The sequence below is a fragment of the Halorubrum trapanicum genome, assembly GCF_002355655.1.
Lineage (GTDB): Archaea > Halobacteriota > Halobacteria > Halobacteriales > Haloferacaceae > Halorubrum > Halorubrum trapanicum_A.
In genome coordinates this window covers 1,557,234-1,576,428 of sequence record NZ_AP017569.1, presented here as the reverse complement: position 1 = coordinate 1,576,428, position 19,195 = coordinate 1,557,234, and the positions used below count along the sequence as shown (strand labels likewise).

At 70.1% G+C, this 19,195-nt stretch carries 16 protein-coding genes; 5 read left to right on the top strand and 11 right to left on the bottom strand.

Annotated features, from left to right (window positions below; translation table 11 throughout):
* Positions 1-101: 101 nt before the first annotated feature.
* Together CPZ01_RS07600 and CPZ01_RS07595 are read right to left on the bottom strand one after the other, a co-directional pair.
* Positions 102-1,463, bottom strand: a complete 1,362-nt coding sequence (locus CPZ01_RS07600; protein ID WP_096396187.1) for a DNA primase — start codon at positions 1,461-1,463, stop codon at positions 102-104.
* 730 nt (positions 1,464-2,193) lie between these two features.
* Positions 2,194-3,513 carry an amidohydrolase gene (locus tag CPZ01_RS07595; RefSeq protein ID WP_096394171.1) on the bottom strand — a complete coding sequence of 440 codons (1,320 nt, stop codon included), beginning with the start codon at positions 3,511-3,513 and terminating at the stop codon, positions 2,194-2,196.
* A 138-nt stretch (positions 3,514-3,651) separates the two neighbouring features.
* On the opposite strand from CPZ01_RS07595, the gene CPZ01_RS07590 reads away from it, so the two are divergent.
* The 3 genes from CPZ01_RS07590 (at position 3,652) to CPZ01_RS07580 (ending at position 5,902) form a co-directional block, all read left to right on the top strand.
* The gene (locus CPZ01_RS07590; RefSeq protein ID WP_096394170.1) at positions 3,652-4,857 is read left to right on the top strand and encodes an LEA/WHy family protein; all 1,206 of its coding nucleotides are present in this window, start codon (positions 3,652-3,654) and stop codon (positions 4,855-4,857) included.
* 79 nt (positions 4,858-4,936) lie between these two features.
* On the top strand, positions 4,937-5,335 hold the full coding sequence (locus CPZ01_RS07585; protein WP_096394169.1) for a dihydroneopterin aldolase family protein: 399 nt from the start codon (positions 4,937-4,939) through the stop codon (positions 5,333-5,335).
* 69 nt (positions 5,336-5,404) lie between these two features.
* Positions 5,405-5,902 carry a hypothetical protein gene (locus CPZ01_RS07580; RefSeq protein ID WP_096394168.1) on the top strand — a complete coding sequence of 166 codons (498 nt, stop codon included), beginning with the start codon at positions 5,405-5,407 and terminating at the stop codon, positions 5,900-5,902.
* A 60-nt stretch (positions 5,903-5,962) separates the two neighbouring features.
* On the opposite strand, the gene CPZ01_RS07575 is transcribed toward CPZ01_RS07580, so the two are convergent.
* From CPZ01_RS07575 to CPZ01_RS07550, 6 genes are all read right to left on the bottom strand, one after another.
* Positions 5,963-7,327 (bottom strand): ABC transporter ATP-binding protein, encoded by a 1,365-nt coding sequence (locus CPZ01_RS07575; RefSeq protein WP_096394167.1) that lies wholly within the window; start codon positions 7,325-7,327, stop codon positions 5,963-5,965.
* Positions 7,324-8,445 (bottom strand): ABC transporter ATP-binding protein, encoded by a 1,122-nt coding sequence (locus CPZ01_RS07570; protein ID WP_096394166.1) that lies wholly within the window; start codon positions 8,443-8,445, stop codon positions 7,324-7,326. Before CPZ01_RS07570 ends, CPZ01_RS07575 begins: the two co-directional genes overlap by 4 nt.
* Position 8,446: 1 nt before the next feature.
* Entirely contained in the window at positions 8,447-9,436 is a 990-nt protein-coding gene (locus tag CPZ01_RS07565; protein ID WP_096394165.1) for an ABC transporter permease, read from the bottom strand.
* Positions 9,436-10,368 (bottom strand): ABC transporter permease, encoded by a 933-nt coding sequence (locus CPZ01_RS07560; protein WP_096394164.1) that lies wholly within the window; start codon positions 10,366-10,368, stop codon positions 9,436-9,438. Before CPZ01_RS07560 ends, CPZ01_RS07565 begins: the two co-directional genes overlap by 1 nt.
* A 261-nt stretch (positions 10,369-10,629) precedes the next feature.
* Positions 10,630-12,276, bottom strand: coding sequence for an ABC transporter substrate-binding protein (locus tag CPZ01_RS07555; RefSeq protein WP_096394163.1), 1,647 nt, complete (start codon positions 12,274-12,276; stop codon positions 10,630-10,632).
* A gap of 286 nt (positions 12,277-12,562) precedes the next feature.
* The gene (locus CPZ01_RS07550) at positions 12,563-14,218 is read right to left on the bottom strand and encodes a GTPBP1 family GTP-binding protein (RefSeq protein WP_096394162.1); all 1,656 of its coding nucleotides are present in this window, start codon (positions 14,216-14,218) and stop codon (positions 12,563-12,565) included.
* Positions 14,219-14,346: 128 nt separating this feature from the next.
* Here CPZ01_RS07550 and CPZ01_RS07545 point away from each other — a divergent pair, with 128 nt between their 5' ends.
* Positions 14,347-15,192 (top strand): HFX_2341 family transcriptional regulator domain-containing protein, encoded by an 846-nt coding sequence (locus CPZ01_RS07545; protein WP_096394161.1) that lies wholly within the window; start codon positions 14,347-14,349, stop codon positions 15,190-15,192.
* 421 nt (positions 15,193-15,613) lie between these two features.
* Here the strand turns inward: CPZ01_RS07545 and CPZ01_RS07540 are convergent, their stop codons facing one another.
* Both CPZ01_RS07540 and CPZ01_RS07535 read right to left on the bottom strand, forming a co-directional pair.
* Entirely contained in the window at positions 15,614-16,495 is an 882-nt protein-coding gene (locus tag CPZ01_RS07540; RefSeq protein ID WP_096394160.1) for a metallophosphoesterase, read from the bottom strand.
* Between the two features lie 42 nt (positions 16,496-16,537).
* The gene (locus CPZ01_RS07535) at positions 16,538-17,587 is read right to left on the bottom strand and encodes a transcription initiation factor IIB (protein WP_096394159.1); all 1,050 of its coding nucleotides are present in this window, start codon (positions 17,585-17,587) and stop codon (positions 16,538-16,540) included.
* Positions 17,588-17,750: 163 nt separating this feature from the next.
* On the opposite strand from CPZ01_RS07535, the gene CPZ01_RS07530 reads away from it, so the two are divergent.
* A complete protein-coding gene (locus CPZ01_RS07530; protein WP_096394158.1) occupies positions 17,751-18,272 on the top strand; it encodes a DUF7858 family protein in 522 nt (173 codons plus the stop codon).
* A gap of 41 nt (positions 18,273-18,313) precedes the next feature.
* On the opposite strand, the gene CPZ01_RS07525 is transcribed toward CPZ01_RS07530, so the two are convergent.
* Entirely contained in the window at positions 18,314-19,144 is an 831-nt protein-coding gene (locus CPZ01_RS07525; protein WP_096394157.1) for a P-loop NTPase family protein, read from the bottom strand.
* Positions 19,145-19,195 lie beyond the last annotated feature (51 nt).

Below are 19,195 nucleotides of genomic sequence, written 5' to 3'. Positions count from 1 at the left end.
GGCGCACTAAACCCTGCCGACACGGAGTCCGCTCCGGAAAAGAGAAGTCGGTCGTCAGCGACCGAGACTCGGGTTACCGACCCGAACTGCGGTCCGCGTCGTCAGTTACCGCCGGGGCCGCCGGCGTGGTCCGGCGGGCCGCTCTCGCCGTCGTCGTCATCGTCGTCTTCGTCATCGTCGTCTTCCGCGTCGTCCTCTTCAGCTTCGTCATCGTCCGCGTCGTCTGCCTCGGTTTCGGTCTCCTCCGCGTCGTCGTCCGCGTCCTCATCGTCCGCGTCGTCGTCGTCCGCGTCGTCACCGCCCGGACCGGCGTGGGCCGGCGGGCCGCGTTCGCCGTCCTCTTCGCCGTCGGGACCGGCGTGGTCGGGCGCGTTGCCGGGCGCGTCGGTCTCGTTTTCGGCGTCGTCGTCATCGTCGGCCTCGTCGGGACCGCCGGGGCCGCCCGCGTGGTCCGGGGCGTTACCGGGGTTGTTCTCCGTCACGAAGTCGGAGACCGCGCTGCCGATGCCGCCGTCGCGGTTCTCGAGGCTCTCGATGAACTCCTGGACGAGCTGGCCGAACGGCGTTCCCGCTTCGGACTCGTCGTCCTCGCCGCCGACGGTGAGGTCGGCGGTCGTCGAGACGCTCTCGTTCTCGTACGTCGCGGTCACGTCGACCGTGACGTTCTCCTCGGCGGCGGGCAGGCCGACGGTGCCGTTGGCGTCCGTCTCGTACTCGCCCGTGCCCGCGTACGAGGCGTTCTCGCCAGCGTCGTCCGCGAGTTCGACGACGACGGAGGCGTTCTCGACCGCCTCGTCGTCGTCCGTCACCGTGACGACCGGCTCGCCGTCGGTGTCGGCGACGTCGAGTTCGAGGCCGTCGGGCGCCTCGATGTCGACCGTCTCGGAGACGCTCTCGTTCTCGTACTCGGCGGTCACGTCGACGGTCACGTCCTCCTCGGCGGCCGGGAGCTCGACCGTCCCGTTCGCGTCGGTCTCGTACTCGCCGGCGCCCGCGTACGACTCGTTCGCGGGGTCGGCGACCGTGACGTTCACCGTCGCGTTCTCGACGGCGGTGTCGTTGTCAGTGACCGTGACGACCGGTTCGCCGTCGGTGTTTTCGACTTCGAGTTCGAGCCCGTCGGGGGCTTCGAGGTCGACCGTCGTCGCGGCGGTGTCGTTACCCGCGGCGGCCGTGACCTCGACGGTCACGTCCTCCTCGGGCGCTTCGAGGTCGACGGTGCCGTTGGCGTCCGTCTCGTACTCGCCCGTGCCCGGGTACGACTCGTTCTCCGCGTCGACCACGCTCACGACGACCGTGGCGTTCTCGACCGCGGTGTCGTTCTCGGTCACCGTGACCGTCGCTGTCCCGTCCGCGTCCTGCTCGACGCCCACTCCGAGGTGGCCGTCGGCGGCCGCGACGCCGGTCATCGCGCCCAGCGCGACGACCGCGATCAGTAGGATTGCTGTCGTGCGTTCGCTCATGTCCACTCGGGTCCACTCCCTGTTACCCTATAAAAAGCGGACTCGCTTAACGCGGTTTAATTCGGTTTTCATCCGGGTTAACGGCGCTGAGACGTTTGTTTTGGTTGATCGTGGTTCGGTGGCGGTTTCGCCCTCGATCGAACCCGGTTTCGACCCCGGACGCGGGTCGGTCATCGCTCGCGCGCGATACGTCTCTGGGAGTGTCGCGCTCGACCGAGTTGTGTTCTCTCGTTTATAGGCAGGCGACCGTTTCGCGGCGATGACCTCCAAAGCCTCAGCCGTTCGCTTATAAACGGTTGATAGCGGATCGACAGCGAACACCTCCAAAGTCCCAGCCGCGAGGACTCGCGCGGCTCGCTGCGCTCCTCAGTCGCTCGTTTCACTCGCTCCCTGCGGTGCTTGCGTCGCCGAGCTTCGTCCTCGCGACTGCCCCTTTGAGTCCCGCCCCGCACAGCACAGCGCCTCACACCTCCCCAGCCTCGCCGTTCGCTCCGGGCTCCCTTCGGTCGCCCGTCGCTCACGGCGTCCCTCGCGCGGTGCTGTCGCCGGCGCTTCGCGCCGGCTTCCAGAGGGACCTCCGGTCCCTCGCGGCTCGGCCGCGAGGCGGCCTCGCAGGCACGCGCCACCGCGGTTCATTTATAAGAAGTACGTCAGACTCAGCTTCTCTATTTAAATACTGCCTACGTGGGTCGGCTTTGCGCGTCGCGTTCGATCGCGCTCGCGCCGCGCGCTACGCCGATCCGACGCGGTCGACGAGGTCGCTCGCGGCGTTCGCGGCGCGCTCTTGGACCGCCTCGGCGTCGAGCGTCAGCACCTCGCGGTCGCGCATCAGGACCTCGCCGTCGCAGACGGTGTGGCGCACGTCGCTCCCGCGCGCCGCGTACGCGAGGTGCGAGACCGGGTCGTGGACGGGCGTCAGGTGCGGGGCGTCGAGGTCGACGACGGCGAGGTCGGCGGCCGCGCCCTCCTCGATCCGGCCGCCGGGGAGGTTCAGGGCGTCCGCGCCGCCCTGCGTCGCCATCTCCACGACCGCCGCCGCGGGGACCGCGCTCGCGTCGTCCGCGGCCAGCTTGCCGAGCATCGCGGCGTCGCGCATCTCGTCGAAGAGGTCGAGATCGTTGTTCGAGGCCGCGCCGTCGGTGCCGAGCGCGACGGTCACCCCCGCCTCGCGCAGGCGTTGGACGGGCGCCATCCCGCTGGCGAGTTTCATGTTCGACGCCGGACAGTGGACGACCGCGGTCCCGGCGTCGGCGAGCCGGTCGATCTCCGAGCCGTCGAGGTGGACGCCGTGCGCGAAGAAGTCGTCCGGACCGAGCGCGTCGAGGTCGTCCGCGTACGCGATCGGTCGCTCGCCGCGCTCGTCGACGATGGGGTCCACTTCGTCGGTCGTCTCGTTCGCGTGGAGGTGGATCGGGATCCCGGCCTCGCGCGCCTCCGTGACGCCCTCCCGGAGGAACTCCTCGCCGACCGTCGTCAGCGAGTGCGGCATGAACGCGGTGCGGATCCGGCCGTCCGCGGCGCCGTCGAGCTCGCGCGCGACCGCGAGGCTCTCCTCGACGTCCGCGCGGGCGTCCGCGTCGTCCTTCCCCACTGTGACGACGCCGTGCCCGAGCCGCGCGCGCAGCCCCGCGCGGTCGACGGCGTCGGCGACCCGGTCCATCGCGAAGTACATGTCCGCGAACGCGGTCGTCCCCGAGCGGATCATCTCCACGGCGCCGAGCTCGGCGCCCGCCTCGACGTCGTCGGGCGTCAGCTCCGCCTCCGCCGGCCAGATGTCCTCGCGGAGCCACGGGTCGAGCGGCTTGTCGTCGGCGTAGCCGCGGAGCAGCGTCATCGCCACGTGCGTGTGCGCGTTGACGAGCCCCGGGATCACGAGCGACCCCGACGCGTCGAGCGTCTCGGCGGCCGCCTCGTCGACCGCGTCGTCGACCTCGTCCGGCGACCCCACGGCTCGAATCGTCCCCTCGTCGCGGTCGACCGCGACGTCCGCTCGCTCGACCCGGCCGTCGGGCCGGAGCACTCGTCCGCCGCCCACGCGGAGGTGGTTCATGTCCGCCCGTTCCGCCCGCCGCACCAAACGCCTTCGGTTCCTCGTCCCCGCTCGTCGACCCCCACCGACGACCGATCCGCTCGTCGACGCCGCTCTCGCGAACGATACGATTTTATTCGCCGCTCGAAACGAACGGACATGGCTCTGGACCGCATCGTTTCGGCGCTCACCGCGGGGAAGCTCCGGATCGCGCTCGTCGGGCTGGCGGTCGTCGCCGCCGCGGTCGGCGGGGCGTTCGCGCTCGGCGTGTTCGGCGTCCCGAGCGTCGCCGCCGTGAACAACTCCTTCGGCGACGTGACGAACGAGACGACGGTCGTCGAGACCGACCTGGTCGTCTCGAACCCGAACCCGATCGGGATCGGCCTCGACGGCGTCTCGATCAACTACACCGTCTCGATGAACGACGTCGAGATGGCGGCTGGCGGTCGCGAGGGCGTCAGCGTCGCCTCCGGGAACTCCTCGATCGCGTTCGAGACGGACCTGGACAACGACGCGATCCCGCCGTGGTGGACCAGCCACGTCGAGAACGACGAGCGGACGACGGTCACGATCGACGCGCGGGTCACCTCCGAGTTCCTCGGCCGGGGCGCCAACCTCACCCGCACTCGCGAGATCGAGACGGACCTCATCGGCGCGTTCACCTCCGACGAGACCCGCCCGGTGAACGCCGACGCGCCGCTGGTCGACGATCCCGTGCTTTACGTCAACGAGACGCGCGGGCGCTGGGGGACCGTGAGCGAGGCGGAGACCCCGATCGAGATGGAGTTCGACGTGTACAACCCCAACCTCGAACCGTACGTGGTCTCGGAGATCGGCTACGACGTCACGATGAACGGCGTCGAGATGGGGTCCGGATCGACCGACTCGGAGTACGTCATCCCCTCGTACGGCTCCGAGACGGTCGAACTGTCCGCCGCGCTCCGCAACGAGCGCCTCGACGAGTGGTGGGTCACCCACCTCAATGAGTCCGTCAACGGCCACCAGGTGAGCGATCTCCGGATCGAGTTCTACGCGGTGGTCGAGCTCCCCTCCGGCCAGGAGCTCACCGTCCCGCTGGACGCGCTGACCTACGAGGAGACGATCGAGACCGACATCTTCGACGAGGGGCTCCACCAGGAGAACGGCACGAGCGGCGGCGACTCGACCGACTCCGACGGCGGTGACAACACCAGCGACGGTGAAAACACGACCGACGACGGCGGAAACACCAGCGACGGCGACAACACGAGCGACGACGGCTCCGGAGACGACACGGTTGATGGCGACTCGGGAGACGACAACACGACCGACGGCGGCTCCGGTGACGACGACGGCGGGCTGCTCCCCCTCGTCGCCGACCGATAACCGCGGGCCGTCCCGCACCTCGGCACGCACCTCCGCTCGCCGTCCGAACCTTCTTGCCCGCCCGCGGCCGCGTTCCGCCATGGCAACCGACGCCCAGCAGGCGTGTTTCGAGGCGGGGATCAAGTTCGGCTCGCTGTACCACCAGTTCGCCGGCACGCCCGTCAGCCCGTCGAGCGCGCGGAGCCTGGAGGCCGCGATGGCGGAGGCGATCGAGAACCAGCCGCACTGCGAGGCGGTCGCGGTGACGATCCACGACGACCGCGTCGCGGACGCCATCGACCACGAGAACGGCTACACCGAGCTCACCGGCTCGTTGATGGACGTCCGGATGCGGATCGCCTACGAGGGCGTCACGGTCCGCACGCGGATGGGGATGGAGGACGGCTACCCCCTGATGAAGCTCGTCGAAGTGGTCGACGGCGGCCAGTCGGGCTCCGACGACGCCGACTCGTCGCCCGGTGCCGACCCGAACGCTTAGTATCGCGAACCGCCTACGACGAGCCGAACGGCGGCCGAAGCTCCCGATTTCCCGCTTTCAGAGACCCACATGGTCGACAGACGACACGACGGTCGGACGGACCGATCCGGCTTCGACGAGACGAAGAACTACCTCTCCGAGGCCCTCGGCCGCGTCGTGCCGCGGTCGGTGGCGCGGCGAGCGATCGAGGTGACCGTCAGCACGGATGCCGCCGAGTACGCGCCGGACGAGCCGGTCGCGATCACCGTCGCGATCCGAAATCGCCTGCCGGTCCCGATCGAGGTCCCCACGACGACCCGCCGCCTGTGGGGGTGGGCGGTCGACGGCGTCGTCGAGGCCACCGACGAGCGGCGCTACGTGTCCGCCGAGGGGTCCTCGCTGTCGCTCCGGGCCGGCGAGACGAAGCGCGCGACGGTCACGTGGAACGGCCGGTTCCGTCGCTCCGACGCCGACGGGCTCGACCGGTCGGTCCGGGCCGGGCGCGGCGACCACACGATCTCCGTGTTCATCCCGGTCCCCGGCGCCGACGAGCGCCACGAAGACGCCACGCAGATCCGGATCCGGTAGCCGGCGATCGCCGGCCCGCGGTCCGTTTCTCCGACGAACCGAGGGGAAAAGCGAGGGCGGTCAGTCGTCCGCTTCGGGCGCTTCCGCGCCGGGACGGGCCGCGCCCTCGACCGCGGGCTCGTCGACGGCGCTCGCGAGCGCCTCGTCGCGACGCAGGTGACACGCCGCGTAGTGACGACCATCAGTGAGGTCGGACGGCACCTCGTAGGCGGGCGTCGTCGTCGCGCAGACGCTTTCGTCTGCGAACCGCTCGCTGAGGATCCGCTCCGCGTCCTCGAACTCGTCGCGCTCGATGTGCCCGAGCGCCTCGTCGAGCAGGGTGCCGGCCTCGCCGCTCGGCACCGCGTCGTCGAAGTACCGCGACCGGAGGACGTCGGGGTCGGTCTCATCGAACGCCCGACGCTCGACCGCCCGCTGGAACTCCACGACGTTCCGCCAGGCGTCCTCCGTCATCTCGTACTCGTCCGGCTGGATCACCTCCGGGCACCGCGTCCGGAACCGACAGCCGGAGGGCGGATCGATCGGCGAGGGCACGTCGCCGGACAGAAGCGCCGTCCGCCCGCCGCTCCGCGGGTCCGGGACCGGAATCGCGTCGAGCAGCGCCCGGGTGTACGGGTGTTTCGGATTCTCGAACAGCTCCTCTTTGTCGGCCAGCTCGACGATGTTCCCGAGGTACATCACCGCCACGCGGTCGGAGATGTGGCGGATGACGCTCAGGTCGTGCGCGATGAACAGGTACGTGAGGTCGAACTCCGCTTGTAGCTCCTCCATCGTGTTAAGCACCTGCGCCTGGATCGACACGTCGAGCGCCGACACGGGCTCGTCGCAGACGATGAAGTCGGGGTTCACCGACAGCGCCCGCGCGAGGTTCACGCGCTGGCGCTGCCCGCCGGAGAACGCGTGCGGGTACCGGTTGTAGTGTTGCGGGTCGAGCCCGACCTTCTCTAACAGCTCCTTGGCGCGCGCCTCCCGGCCCTCCTCGTCGAGCATCCCGTGGGCCTTCATCGGCTCCTCGACGATGGGGCCGACCTTCATCCGGGGGTCGAGCGACGACTGCGGGTCTTGGAAGATCATCTGCATGTCCTTCCGCATCCGCCGCAGCGGCTCGCCGGAGAGCTCCGCGAGGTCCTCGCCCTGGAAGTAGACGCTCCCGCTGGTCGGTTCGAGCAGCCGGAGGACGGTGCGCGCGAGCGTCGACTTCCCGCAGCCGGACTCGCCGACGAGCCCGAGCGTCTCGCCCTCCTTGATGTCGAAGCTCACGCCGTCGACGGCGCGGACGTCGGAGGTCGACCGGGAGACGTACGGGAACTCGTCGTCGAGCTGGACGCCGGCCAGCAGCCCGCTCTCGTTGTCGAAGTACTTGCAGAGGTCGCGGACCTGTAACAGCGCCTCGGGGTCCGACTCCGGCGGGCCGACCTCGGTCATTCCGCCTCACCCCCGGTCTCGGTGAAGCCGGCGGAGAACCCGCCGGTGGCCTGCGTCTCGATCGGCGGGCTCTCGTCGTACCCGACGTCGAACGCGTCGTGTTTCACGCACGCGGCGGCGTGGGGCGCCTCGCCCTCGTCGCTCAGGTCCCGCGGCTCGGGGTGGACCTCGCGGCACACCTCCCGCGCCTCGGGACACCGCGAGTGGAACCGACAGCCGGCGGGCGGGTCGATCGCCTCCGGCATCACCCCCTGGATCGGCCTGAGCTCGTCGACCGTCCGGTCGGGGCGCGGCATCGAGTCGAGCAGCGCCGACGTGTACGGATGTTTCGTGTCGTAGAACAGGTCGTCCACCTCGGCCTGCTCGATGATCTCGCCGAGGTACATCACGTTGACGCGGTCGCAGATCTCCGCGACGACGCTCATGTCGTGGGTGACCCAGATGAACGACGTGTCGTACTTCTCCTGGAGGTCGGTCACCATCTCCAGTATCTCGCCCTCGACGGTGACGTCGAGCGCGGTCGTCGGCTCGTCGGCGATGATCAGGTCGGGCTGGCAGGCGAGCGCCATCGCGATCAGCACGCGCTGTCGCATCCCGCCGGAGAACTGGTGCGGGTACTCGTCGTACCGCGACTCCGGCGCCGGGATCCCGACCTCCCGGAGCATGTCGATCGCCTCCTCCTTCGCCTCGGCGGCGCCGAGGCCGCGGTTGATCTCGATGAACTCGCGGAGCTGTCCCCCGACGGTGAACACGGGGTTCAGCGACTCCATCGGGTCCTGGAAGATGATCGCGATCTCGCGGCCGCGGATCCGCTCGCGCATCTCCTCCTCGGTGAGCATCTCGTCGCGGGGGCGGAGCTCGCCGTCGTCGCCCTCTTCGAGCCCGAAGATCGTCTCGCCTTTGAACTCGATCTCGCCGCCGACGATCTCGCCGGGGCTGTCGACGAGCCGGAGGATACTGGAGGTCGCGACGGACTTGCCGGCGCCGGACTCGCCGACGAGTCCGACGATCTCTCCCTCGTGGACGTCGAAGGAGATGCCGTCGACGGCGCGGACCGTGCCGTCCTCGGTGAAGAACTGTGTCTTGAGATCGCGTACGCTGAGTAGTGGTTCGCTCATATCAGTTGTTTATCCGCGGATCGAGGGCGTCCTGGAGACCGTCGCCGAGGATGTTGAAGCCGATGACGGTGATCAGAATGGCGATTCCGGGGAAGATGCTGAACGTCGGCGCGGGGAGCATGTACCCCCGCGAGGCGGACAGCATCTGTCCCCACGACGGCGTCGGCGGCTGCGCGCCGAAGCCGAGGAACGAGAGGCCGGCGACGATGAGGATGCTCACGCCGACCTGGAGCGTCGCCTGGACCAACACCGGTGCGAAGCTGTTCGGGATGATGTGCCGGAAGATGATGTTTCGGTCTTTCACCCCGGCCGCCCGCGCGGCCTCGATGTAGTCCTCCTCGCGGATGGAGACCACCCGCGACCGGATGAGGCGGTTGAACACGGGGATCGCCGTGATCCCGACGCCGATCATCGCGAACGTGAGGTCGCGTCCGAACGCGGTCATGAACGCGATGACCAAGACGAGGAACGGGATCGCGTAGATCGTCTCGGTGATCCGCTGGAGCACGTCGTCTATCCAGCCGCCGTAGTAGCCGGAGACCGCGCCGATGACGGTGCCGCCGCCGAGGCCGATGGCGGTCGCGAGGAACCCGACGGTCATCGCGATCCGGGTCCCGTAGATCGTCCGCGAGAGGATGTCGCGCCCCCGGTGGTCGGTTCCGAGCGGATGCTCGATCGTCCCCGTCCCGAACTGATTCTCCATGCCGACCGGCGGGAGCAGGCGCCGGACGGTCTGCGGGTCGGTCTCGGGGTTGTACAGCACCGCCTCCGCGATCGCGTAGTCGAGGACGTAGTAGTCGAACGCGGCGAACACCGCGACGAAGGTCATGAACCCGACGATGTAGGTCCCGATCCGCGCCGTCGTGTCCTGTTTGACCTGCTTCAGGGTGTACCGCAGGCCGACGCGGGCCTCGACCTCGTCGGGCCCGCCGCCGCTCCCGTCGCCGCCGTCCGCCGTGTCGTCGTCCGAAGTTGCGCTGTTGATAGACATTATTCCTCGTCGTAGGTGACCCGCGGGTCGAGGTAGCTGTACGTGATGTCCGTGATGATCACGCCGATCACGTAGACGAACCCGAACACGAGCGTCGTCCCCATGATCAGCTGGTAGTCCTGGTTTTGGATCGCCGTGATGATCAGTCTCCCCATCCCCTGGATTCCGAAGACGGTCTCCGTGAGGACGGCGCCGCCGAGCGCGGTCGAGAGCCCGAGCCCGATGATGGTGATCACCGGGAGCTGTGCCACTTGGAACGCGTGCTTACGGACGATCGTCGACTCGGGCACGCCGTACGCCCGGGCGAGCTTCACGTATTCGCCTTGGAGGGAGTCGACCATCGACGAGCGCTCGATCCGCGTGATCTGTGCCATCTGGAGCGTTCCGAGCCCGATCATCGGGAGGAAGAGGTGATGCATCGACTGGCGTATCACTTGGAACTGCGTCGCCGCGCCGCGGACGTCCGCCGGGTTCGCCCACGGGAGGACGAGCCCCCGCGCGGGGAACCACCCGAGGTGGAACGCGAAGACGATGATCAACACCAGCCCGATCCAGAACGACGGCGTCGAGACGCCGATCAGCGAGACGATCCGGGAGACGTGGTCGGCCGGCTCGTTCCGCCGCTTCGCCGAGATGACGCCCAGCGGGATCGCTGTGATGACCGCGAACGCGAACGCCGACAGCATGAGCAGCAGCGTCACAGGGAGCCGGAGCATGATCATCTCGAGGACGGGGCGGTCGTAGTAGATACTGAGCCCGAGGTCGCCCGTCGCGACGCTGCCGAGGTACGCGAGGTACCGCACGTGTATCGGCCGATCGAGGCCGTACTGGGCGCGGATCGCCTCGACCTGCTCTTGGGCCGGCGTCGGTCCGAGCATGATCTCGACCGGGTCGCCGGGGATCTGGTTTGCCAGGAAGAACGTTATCGTCACGATACCTATCAGTACGGGTATCGCCTGTGCGAACCGCCGGAGTGTGTACCGAAGTAGACTCACTGTCGTGGATTCCTCGTTGCTTCGATTCGGTTTTTGCTGTCGCTTATCCGTTTCGCTCCCGCCGACGCGTCGGTCTGGCGGCCGTGGACGGACGGCGACGACCGTCCGGGAGCGTCCGCGTTCACCGCCGCGCCGAAAACTCCCTGCGTCCGTCGTCACGGACGAGACGCGGAAACCGCGTCCCGCCTGTCGGTCGTGTTACCGGTCGACCGTAACGTCGTCCATCTGGATCTCAGACGAGATCGGGTGTGCGCTGAACCCGTCGACGACGCTGCGAACGCCGTAGGAGTTGTTCAGGTTGTACGCGGGGAGGTGGACGCGGCCTTCGAGCAGCGTCGTCGTCGCGTCGATGTACAGCTGGCGGCGCTCCTCGCGGTCGGCCGACTCGCGGGCCTGCGTCAGCTTCTGGGAGGCCTCGTCGTACTCGTGGAACGTCCCGTTGGTGACGCCGTTCGTCTCCTGGCTCAGCAGGTTGTACGCGAACGTGTCCGGGTCCGGAGAGCCCGACCAGCCGAGCGTGTACATGTTGTAGTCGTCCTCGTTGCCGGTGAGGTACGCGTCGAGGAACGTCCCCCAGTCGAGGCGCTGGACCTCCACGTTCTGGAAGCCGGCGTTCTGGAGGCCGTCTCCGATGGAGATGCCGATCTGTTCGCGCTTGTCGTCCGGCGGCACGATGATCCGCCAGTTGTAGTCCATCGGCACGCCGGCCTCATCGAACAGCGCCTGCGCCTGTTCGAGGTCCTGGTCGTGCTGGATGTCGGACCACTCGTCGACCGGGAAGTTCCACTCCTCGGAGATGGACGCCGGGTACGGGCTGACCTGCCGCACGCCGGCCGGTTCGACGAAGTTCTCGACCGCCTGATCCATCGAGACGCAGTAATCGACCGCCTCTCGGACGAGGGGATCGCTCGTCGGCCCCTCGGCGCAGTTGAACGCCAGGTAGAAGTACCCGATCCCCGGGACCTCGGTGATGCTGGCGTTCTGGTTCGACTCGACCGTCTCGTACAGCTGCGGCGGGATCGTCTCGATGATGTCGACGTTCCCCGTTTCGAGCTCGGTCACGCGGGTGGTCTGCTCTTCGATCGGTTCGAACTCGATCCCACCGATCTCCGGGAGGTTGTCGCCGTCCCAGTAGTCGTCCCACCGCTCGACGGTGGCGTAGGACTCCGGCTCCCACTCGACGAGCTGGAACGGCCCCGAGGTGACCGGGTCCTCGTTGTACGCGTCCGTGTCCTCCTGCCGGACCTCGGCGTTGACGACGTTGCGGATCATCGCGATCTGGAACGCGCCGTAGGGGTACGACAGGTCGAACTGCGCGGTGTGTTCGTCGATCGCCTCCGCCGACTCGACCATGTCGACCTCGGCGGCGTTCGCCGTCTCCTCCGTGACGGGGGCCCGCATCGTGTGGATGACGTCCTCCGCGGTGACGGGGTCGCCGTTCTGGAACTGGGCGTCCTCGCGGATCGGGACGATGTACCGCGTGCCCTCGCGCTCGATGGTGGGCTGTTCGGCGGCGATCTTCGGTTCGATCCCGAGCGCGTCGTCGTACTCGTAGATCCCGTCGAATATCCGCCCGGCGATCTGGGCGGACGGCACGTCGTTCAGGACGACCGGGTCGAGGTCGAGCGGACCCTTCACCTGCGAGAAGTACAGGGTCGGGGCGCTCCCGCCGTCGCCGCCGTCGCTGCCGTCGCCGCCGTCGGAGCCGTCGCCGCCGTCGGAGCCGTCGGAGCCGTCACCGCCGTCTCCCCCGCCGGCACACCCGGCGAGCAGGAGGGAGGAGCCGGCTGCCCCGCTGGCGAGAACCTTCCGTCGCGAAATGCGTTGTGTGTGTTGTCGACGCATACAGCCGACCTCTTGTTTCACTCTAATAAGTATTTTGGGTCACCGTGTCCGTACGGTCACATCTGGTCGCTTCGTTGTCCTTTTGTGCGCACCCTCACCCCGAACGTCGTCCGAATCAGGAAGAAACGACTGCCGCGATCCGAAATTCACCAATCGATCCGCGGCCGAAATCATAAAATAAAATACCTGACGCTCTCGCGCGCCGAGCGGTCGGATCGTCGGGGCGTCCGAGTCACCGGCGAGTCACGAGTCACCGGCGAGTCGCGAAGTAGCGGCGAGTCGCGAGTCAGCGACCGCGCGGCGGCGGGTCCTCGGCCGCGTCTCCGGTGCCCGTCACGGTCCCGACCCCCTTGCTCGACCCCTCGCGGAAGACGAACCGCTGCCCCTCCTCGATCAGGTACTCCCGGAACTTGAACCGAACCCGCGCTTCCCCCGTGTCGCCCGGGAGCAGCCGTCCCTCGGCCGGGAAGAACGCGGCCGCCTCGGAGACGGTCTCCAGGTGGACCACCGGCTCGTACCCCTCCTGGATCCGGGTCGGGTGGTTCAGGACCATCACCTCGGCGTCGAACTCGCGGACCGGATCCGGCTCCGCGTCGCGGGGAACGAGGGCCATCCCGCGTTCGATCTCCGCCTCGTCGACGCCCTTCAGCGCGATGCCGACGATCCGGCCGGCGCTCGCCCTGTCGACCCGGTGGTAGTGCATCTCGATCGACCGCGCCTCCACCTCGCGGAAGGATCCGTCGGGCATGGGGCCGAGCAGGAGTTCGTCGCCCGTCTCCACGGTCCCCGAGTTCACCGTGCCGGACGCGACCGCGCCCACGCCGGTCACCTGGTAGCTGCGGTCGACGTACATCCGGAAGGTCTCGCGGTCGGGCGTCGCGCGCTTGGGGAGGCGCTCGAACAGGCGGTCGAGCGTCCCGATCCCGTCCTTCGTCACCGCGCTGGTCCGCAGGAGCGGGACGACGCCGCCGCCGACCTCCGCGACCGCGGTGTCGACCCCGTGGCGGTCGACGAGGAGGGGGGTCTGCCCGGCGTCGCGGAGCATCGACTCCGTCTCGCGCTCCACCTCGGCGAGCCGCTCGTCGCTCACGGCGTCCGCCTTCGTGACCGCGACGATCGTCGGCAGCTCGGTGGCCAAGAGGATCCCGAGGTGCTCCCGCGTGGTCTTCGTCGGGCCGTCGTCGGCGGCGACGACGAGCAGCCCGTAGTCGAGCTTCTGGCCGACGAGCCCGCGGATCGTCGTCCGCAGCCACGGCTCGTGGCCGACGGTGTCGACGAAGGAGACGAGCCGGTCGGCCGCCTCCACGACGCCCGCGCGGTCGGACTTCCGGTGGGGGTTGTCCATCCGGACCGGCTCCTCGGCGTCGTCCGCGAACCCGTACACCGCGTACGAGAGGTCCGCCGACAGCCCCCGCTCGACCTCGTGGGGCTGAACGTCGAGGAAGCCGCGCGTGCCGCCCTCTCCGTCGTCCGCCCGGCCGGTGACGAGCGTGCCGACCAGCGTCGACTTCCCGTGGTCGACGTGGCCCGCGGTGCCGACCACGAGGTGGTCCTCGTCGGCCTCGAACACGCCGCCGTCGCGGAGCGTCGCGAGCCCCACCAGCCCCGCGTCGTCGCCGTCTCCCCCGGAGCCGGCGCTCCACGTCTCGGCGTCCGCGATGTGGGCGTCCGCCTCGTCGGCCAAAAGCGAGAGCACGTCCATCGTCTCGGAGAACGCCTCCGGGGAGATCCCGGCGAGCCCCCCGTCGTCGGTGACGCCGAGGACGTAGGTCGCCTCGCCGTCGCCGGAGAGGATCCGGTGGCGGAGCTGGGCGACGAGCGACTCCATGCGCCCGTCGGCCAGGTGGACCTCGCGGGTCAGCCGCTCTTTGAACTCGATGGCGCCGCCGTCCCGCTCGCCGCGCTCGATGGCCCGCCTGAGGGCGGACCGGTCAGCGCTCATGCCCGTTCGTAGGCGAGGATTCGGCTTAACGGTTTTCGTGGTACGTGACCCCACAACTCGTGACCGGCCCTAACTCCCCGGGAGCGCTCCGGCGGGCTATTTAACCGACCGCCGCGGACAACGACCGTATGGACACCTCGGTCCCCAGCGTCGCCGAACGCCGCGTCCACGTCGTCCCGCTCGGCTACGAGCGCGACCGGATCGTCGAGCCCCTCCGCCGCCACGGCGCCGACGTCGCCTACCTCCTCGTCGACGCGCCCGACCGCGAGGGGGCCCGCGGGGACGTAGACTTCGAGGCCGCGAGCGCCGCCGACCCCGCGGACACCCGAATCGACCCCGACGGGCTCACCGACTACCAGCGCGACGCGTGGACGGCCGCCGCCGAGTTCGCCGAGGTCCGACCGATCCCCGTCGCGCTCGCGGACGTGTACGACGTGCTCGGCGTGACGACGACGGTCGCCGCCCGCCATCAGGCGAGCGCGGCGGACGGCGACCGCCTCTTCGGGAACGTCTCGACCGGGCCGCGGATCGCCGCCGTCGGCGTCGCGCTGGCGTGTATGATCGTCGGCGCGCGCCCCTACAGCGTCGAGCCCGAGCGCCACCGCCACGACCGACGTGAGGCGCCCCTCACCGAAGGCGTCGAGCGCACCGTCGACCTCCCGATCTACCCGATGGACGCGCCGACGGCGGACCAGGTCGCCGTCCTCGGTCGGCTCCACGAGCGCGCCGAGGAGAACCTGACCACCGACAAGTGGAACCTGATCGAGTGGGCGCGCGAGCGCGACCTCGCGTTCCTGCGCGAGGCGGGCGAGAGCCGGACCGCGAAGTACCGCGCGCTGGAGACGCACGTGCTCTCACCGCTGCGCGACCGCGGCTACGTCGAACTGGAGGACGTCGGCCGCTCCGACACCGTCCGGCTCACCGAGACCGGCCGCCGCGTCTTCTTCGCGTTCAAACACAAGCTCGACAGATAGCCCCGAACCGGCCGGAGGACGGGAACCGGTCGAGACGCGCGCTGCGATTCGTCCGACCGGCTCGTATTGTTCGGTCCGTCCGTACTGTCGACGGCGAACGTAGAACTACCCCCCGCACCTCGATTCAGATGCGTGACGCCCGCCGGGCGGTCGGGGCGCCTTCCCTGCCCTCCATTCCCCCGCCTGCTATCGATCGAGGCGGACCGCTGCCGTCGTGGTCCGCCGCAGATCGGTTCCCGCTGACGCGTTGCGGCCGTCCGGCGGACGTCACGGAGTACGGCCTTCCGTCGTTTCGATGGTGGCTGCGGTCAGTCGCCACGCGCGTTCCCCTCCCGCGTCGCCGCGCGAATCCTCGCCTCTCGCGTCGTCGCGTGCGTTCTCGCCACGCGAGAGTGTCACGTCTTCCCGCGAGGGGAACCGTCTACACCTCGGTCACCGTCGCCCCGTCCGAGGTCTTCGTGACCGCGACGATCCCGTCGGGCTGCTCGATAAGGACCGCCTCGCCGCCGGGCAGCCCGAGGTTGTCCCGGATTACGTTCTCGCAGACCACGTTCCCGGTCCGCGTCGGCCGCTGCTGTCGCGAGTGACCGACGACCTGCGGCGGTGCGTCCGGCTCCATGTGTTTGAAATCCATCCAGAGTAGTCCCGCTGACGGACCTCGCCCGAACTCCCCGCCCACGCCGAAGATCCGCTGGTACTCCGGGAGCACGTCGAGGTGGTTCGTCTCGTACCGTCCGTCGCGCCACATCTCGACCAGCCGTCGACCCGCGTCGCGGGCCCGTCCGTTCACGGCCTTAGTATCGAACGAATCGTTCGCGCCCGCGTGCGAGTACGCGTACTCGTACCCGTCGAACCCGACGGCGATGCGCCCGTCGGCGACGTGTTCGAGGAACGACCGCCGCACGTCATCGTCCATTTCGACGCTATAGACGCCCGGCCACCGGAACCGGTCGGGGAAGAGGGCGGCCATCTCGTGGTTCCCGAGGTGGTAGCGCACGCGTCCGTCCGGTGCCTCCGCCGCGAGACGCTCGACGAGGGCCAGACACTCGCGGTTCCGGTCCCCGCGGTCGATCAGGTCGCCGTTGATGACCAGCATGTAGTCGTTCCCGGCCCAGTGGAGGCGTCCGTCGTCGTCCAAGGTGACGAGCGGCGGAAATGCCTCCGCGTCGCCGACGGCCGTCAGCGCGTTCCGCGCGGCCTTGAGGTATCCGTGGACGTCGCTGACACTGACGATCGCCGGCGCCTCGCCGCGCTCGCGAAACCACTCGATACCGCTCGGCGTCACGTCGACGGCCAGATCCATGTGCCCGGCCAGACGGCCGCGGCTCATCAGCCCTCGGATCGGTCACTCCTCCGTCAGGTCGACGTACGTCCGGCGGACGGTCACCGGCGTCACGTCGGCGACGTCCGCGGCCGCCTGTTGGGTACACTCGGCGTCGAGCTCGCGGGCCGCGGTGTAGAGGCAGGCGGCGGCGACGCCGACCGGGTTGCGGCCGTTCGCGATCCCCTCCTCGACGGCGCGCTCGGCCAGCTCGCCCGCCCGGCGCTCGACGGCCGGGTCGCAGCCGAGGTCGCTGGCGAACCGCGGGAGGTACTCCGCGGGGCCGCTCGGCGCGATCGGGAGGCCGAGCTCGCGGTTCATCGCGTCGAAGGCGGCCCGGTGTTCGGCCTCGGTCGCCTTCGCCTCGGCGCAGACCTCGCCGACGGTGCGGGCCACGTCGGCGGTGCGGCAGGCGACGTAGACGCAGGCGGCCGCGAACCCCTCCAGCGAGCGCCCGCGGAGCAGGCTCTCCTCCTGCGCGGAGTCGAACAGCGCGCAGGCGGCGTCGCGGACGCTGTCGGGCAGCCCCATGACGCCGGTGAGCCGCCGGATCTCGGTGTAGGCGTACACCTTGTTGCGGTCGCGCTTCGTCGAGATCTGCGCGCGGTTGTGCTGGGTCCGCATCCGGGCGAGCCGCCGCCGCTTGCGGCCCTTCACCTTCGTCGAGCGGCCGATCTCCGTCGAGAGGCCGCGGTCGTGGCGCGAGCGCGTGAGGGGGGCGCCGGTCCGCTTCGGGTTCGTGTCGTCGTCGTCGAACGACCGCCACTCGGGGCCGTGGTCGATCCGGTCGGCCTCGACGACGAGCCCGCAGTCGGCGCAGACGCGCTCGGCGCCGTCGACGCGGGTGCGGCCGCCGCACTCGGGACACGTCTCGCGGTCGCCGGTCTCCTCGGCGTCACCCGCCTCGGATTTCTCCTCGGCCGCGGGGGTGCGGTCGGCTGCCGCGGGGCGCTCCGCGGACGCGGCGCGGTCGGCGGTCGCGGCGCGGTCGGCGGTCGCCGCGTGCTCCGTCGTCGCGGCGTCGTCGGTCTCGGTCCGGGGCGAACGAACGCGGGTCGAGCGTGCGTCACTCATCACACGTCGAACTCCGGCCCGATGCCTTACTTAAACCCGGGCGAATCGGCGGTCGATCGGTCGGATCGCGTCGCCCGAACTGACCGGTTATCGGTCGGTGATCGGGCGGTCGAGGGCGCCGCAGTACGGTGGTTTTAACCCTCTACCCGAGCCATCGGTTCGCATGACGCTGTCGGAGATCGCGGCCGGGGTCGAGGTGACCTCGCGCCAGCGCGATCGGGGGGTCGCGCTCGCGGACGACACCGAGACGCCGCTCGTCGACCGCCTGTCGCCCCACGCCGAGTCGCTTCCGTGTACGCCCGAGGCCACCGCGGCGCTCGTCGACGCCTACACCGCCGGGCGGAGCGTCGGCGACGCCGCCCGCGAGGCGAACGTCTCCCCGATGACGGCCGCGAAGGCGCTCCACCGGTGCGGCGTCGCGGGCGTCTGCCCGCTCTCGCCGACCGGCCGCGACGTCGTCCGCGACTGGCTCGCGGGCCGGACCTCGCGCAGCGAGGCCGTCGAGCTCACCGGCGGCGACGAGGCGGACTTCGCGCTGGCGACGTACGTCGAGACGCACGAGCCGGTCGAGCCCGTCGCGGCGGCGGTCGACGCGCAGGTCGCCGGCTCCGCGCCGCTCGGCGAGGAACTCGGCGCCGACGACCCCCTCGGCGACGCGCTCGGCGCCGGCGACGGGATCCGCTGAGTCCGCCTCGCTTCCCGACCCCGTCCGGCCGCGACCCCCGTTTACGGCGTGAACCGCTCGACGAGCCCCGGCTCCGGGAACTCGACGCGGATGGACGCGTCGAACGCGGTCTCGTAGGCGGTCGCGACCGCCCGCGCGTACGCGTCGTCTCCCGTTGCCGCGGTCGGCGCGGCCGCCACGTCGGGGTCGGTCGCCGGAACGCGGACGACGCCGCTGTCGCCGTCGTCGCGCTCGTCTTCGTCGCCACCGCCGCCGGGTCCCGCCCGCTCGACCGCGAGCGTCGCGTCGAGGCTTCCGCCCACGTCGGCGATCCGCCCGCGGAGCCGCTGGGCCGCGTCGCGCCCGTGGGCCGTCGCCGGTCTGACGGCGACCGCGCGGTCGACGGTCGTCGCGGCCGCGACCGCCTCGTTCGACCCGACCGGCGCGGCGTCGACGACCACCGCGTCGTACGTCGTCGCCGCCTCGTCGATCCGCCGCTCCAGCTTCCGGGCGGCCTCCGCGGTCTTCGCCCGCGCGACGCGTTCGAACGGCGCCCTCGCGGGAATCGCGTCGACGCGTCCGGGGAGGTCCGGCGCGTCGCGATCGTCGTCGCGGGCACCGCCGGTCCTGGGGCGCTCGGCGACCGCGCCGGTTCCGGCGACGGGGTACGCCGCAGCCGACAGCGCCGCGTCCGGGTCGTCGGTGAGGAGCGCGGTCAGGTCGGGGTCGATCCGTCCGGCCACGTACTCGGAGAGGCCTTGCGTCGTGAACGCGGCGTCGACGACCGCGACGTCGTCGCCGTCGCGCGCGCCCATCGCCGCCAGCTCGACAGCGGTCCGCGTCGTTCCCGCGCCGCCGGTCGCCCCGACGAGCGCGAGCGTCGTCGCCTGCATGTGCCGCTCTCGCCGGAGGTCGTTTGTAAAAAGACCGAAGCTGAGCGGCGC

What these genes read in the sequence shown, in the direction of transcription:
- CPZ01_RS07600 (WP_096396187.1), bottom strand. Translation starts at nt 1,463, where the DNA reads ATGAGCGAACGCACGACAGCAATCCTACTGATCGCGGTCGTCGCGCTG.
- CPZ01_RS07595 (WP_096394171.1), bottom strand. Translation starts at nt 3,513, where the DNA reads ATGAACCACCTCCGCGTGGGCGGCGGACGAGTGCTCCGGCCCGACGGC.
- CPZ01_RS07590 (WP_096394170.1), top strand. Translation starts at nt 3,652, where the DNA reads ATGGCTCTGGACCGCATCGTTTCGGCGCTCACCGCGGGGAAGCTCCGG.
- CPZ01_RS07585 (WP_096394169.1), top strand. Translation starts at nt 4,937, where the DNA reads ATGGCAACCGACGCCCAGCAGGCGTGTTTCGAGGCGGGGATCAAGTTC.
- CPZ01_RS07580 (WP_096394168.1), top strand. Translation starts at nt 5,405, where the DNA reads ATGGTCGACAGACGACACGACGGTCGGACGGACCGATCCGGCTTCGAC.
- CPZ01_RS07575 (WP_096394167.1), bottom strand. Translation starts at nt 7,327, where the DNA reads ATGACCGAGGTCGGCCCGCCGGAGTCGGACCCCGAGGCGCTGTTACAG.
- CPZ01_RS07570 (WP_096394166.1), bottom strand. Translation starts at nt 8,445, where the DNA reads ATGAGCGAACCACTACTCAGCGTACGCGATCTCAAGACACAGTTCTTC.
- CPZ01_RS07565 (WP_096394165.1), bottom strand. Translation starts at nt 9,436, where the DNA reads ATGTCTATCAACAGCGCAACTTCGGACGACGACACGGCGGACGGCGGC.
- CPZ01_RS07555 (WP_096394163.1), bottom strand. Translation starts at nt 12,276, where the DNA reads ATGCGTCGACAACACACACAACGCATTTCGCGACGGAAGGTTCTCGCC.
- CPZ01_RS07550 (WP_096394162.1), bottom strand. Translation starts at nt 14,218, where the DNA reads ATGAGCGCTGACCGGTCCGCCCTCAGGCGGGCCATCGAGCGCGGCGAG.
- CPZ01_RS07545 (WP_096394161.1), top strand. Translation starts at nt 14,347, where the DNA reads ATGGACACCTCGGTCCCCAGCGTCGCCGAACGCCGCGTCCACGTCGTC.
- CPZ01_RS07540 (WP_096394160.1), bottom strand. Translation starts at nt 16,495, where the DNA reads ATGGATCTGGCCGTCGACGTGACGCCGAGCGGTATCGAGTGGTTTCGC.
- CPZ01_RS07535 (WP_096394159.1), bottom strand. Translation starts at nt 17,587, where the DNA reads ATGAGTGACGCACGCTCGACCCGCGTTCGTTCGCCCCGGACCGAGACC.
- CPZ01_RS07530 (WP_096394158.1), top strand. Translation starts at nt 17,751, where the DNA reads ATGACGCTGTCGGAGATCGCGGCCGGGGTCGAGGTGACCTCGCGCCAG.
- CPZ01_RS07525 (WP_096394157.1), bottom strand. Translation starts at nt 19,144, where the DNA reads ATGCAGGCGACGACGCTCGCGCTCGTCGGGGCGACCGGCGGCGCGGGA.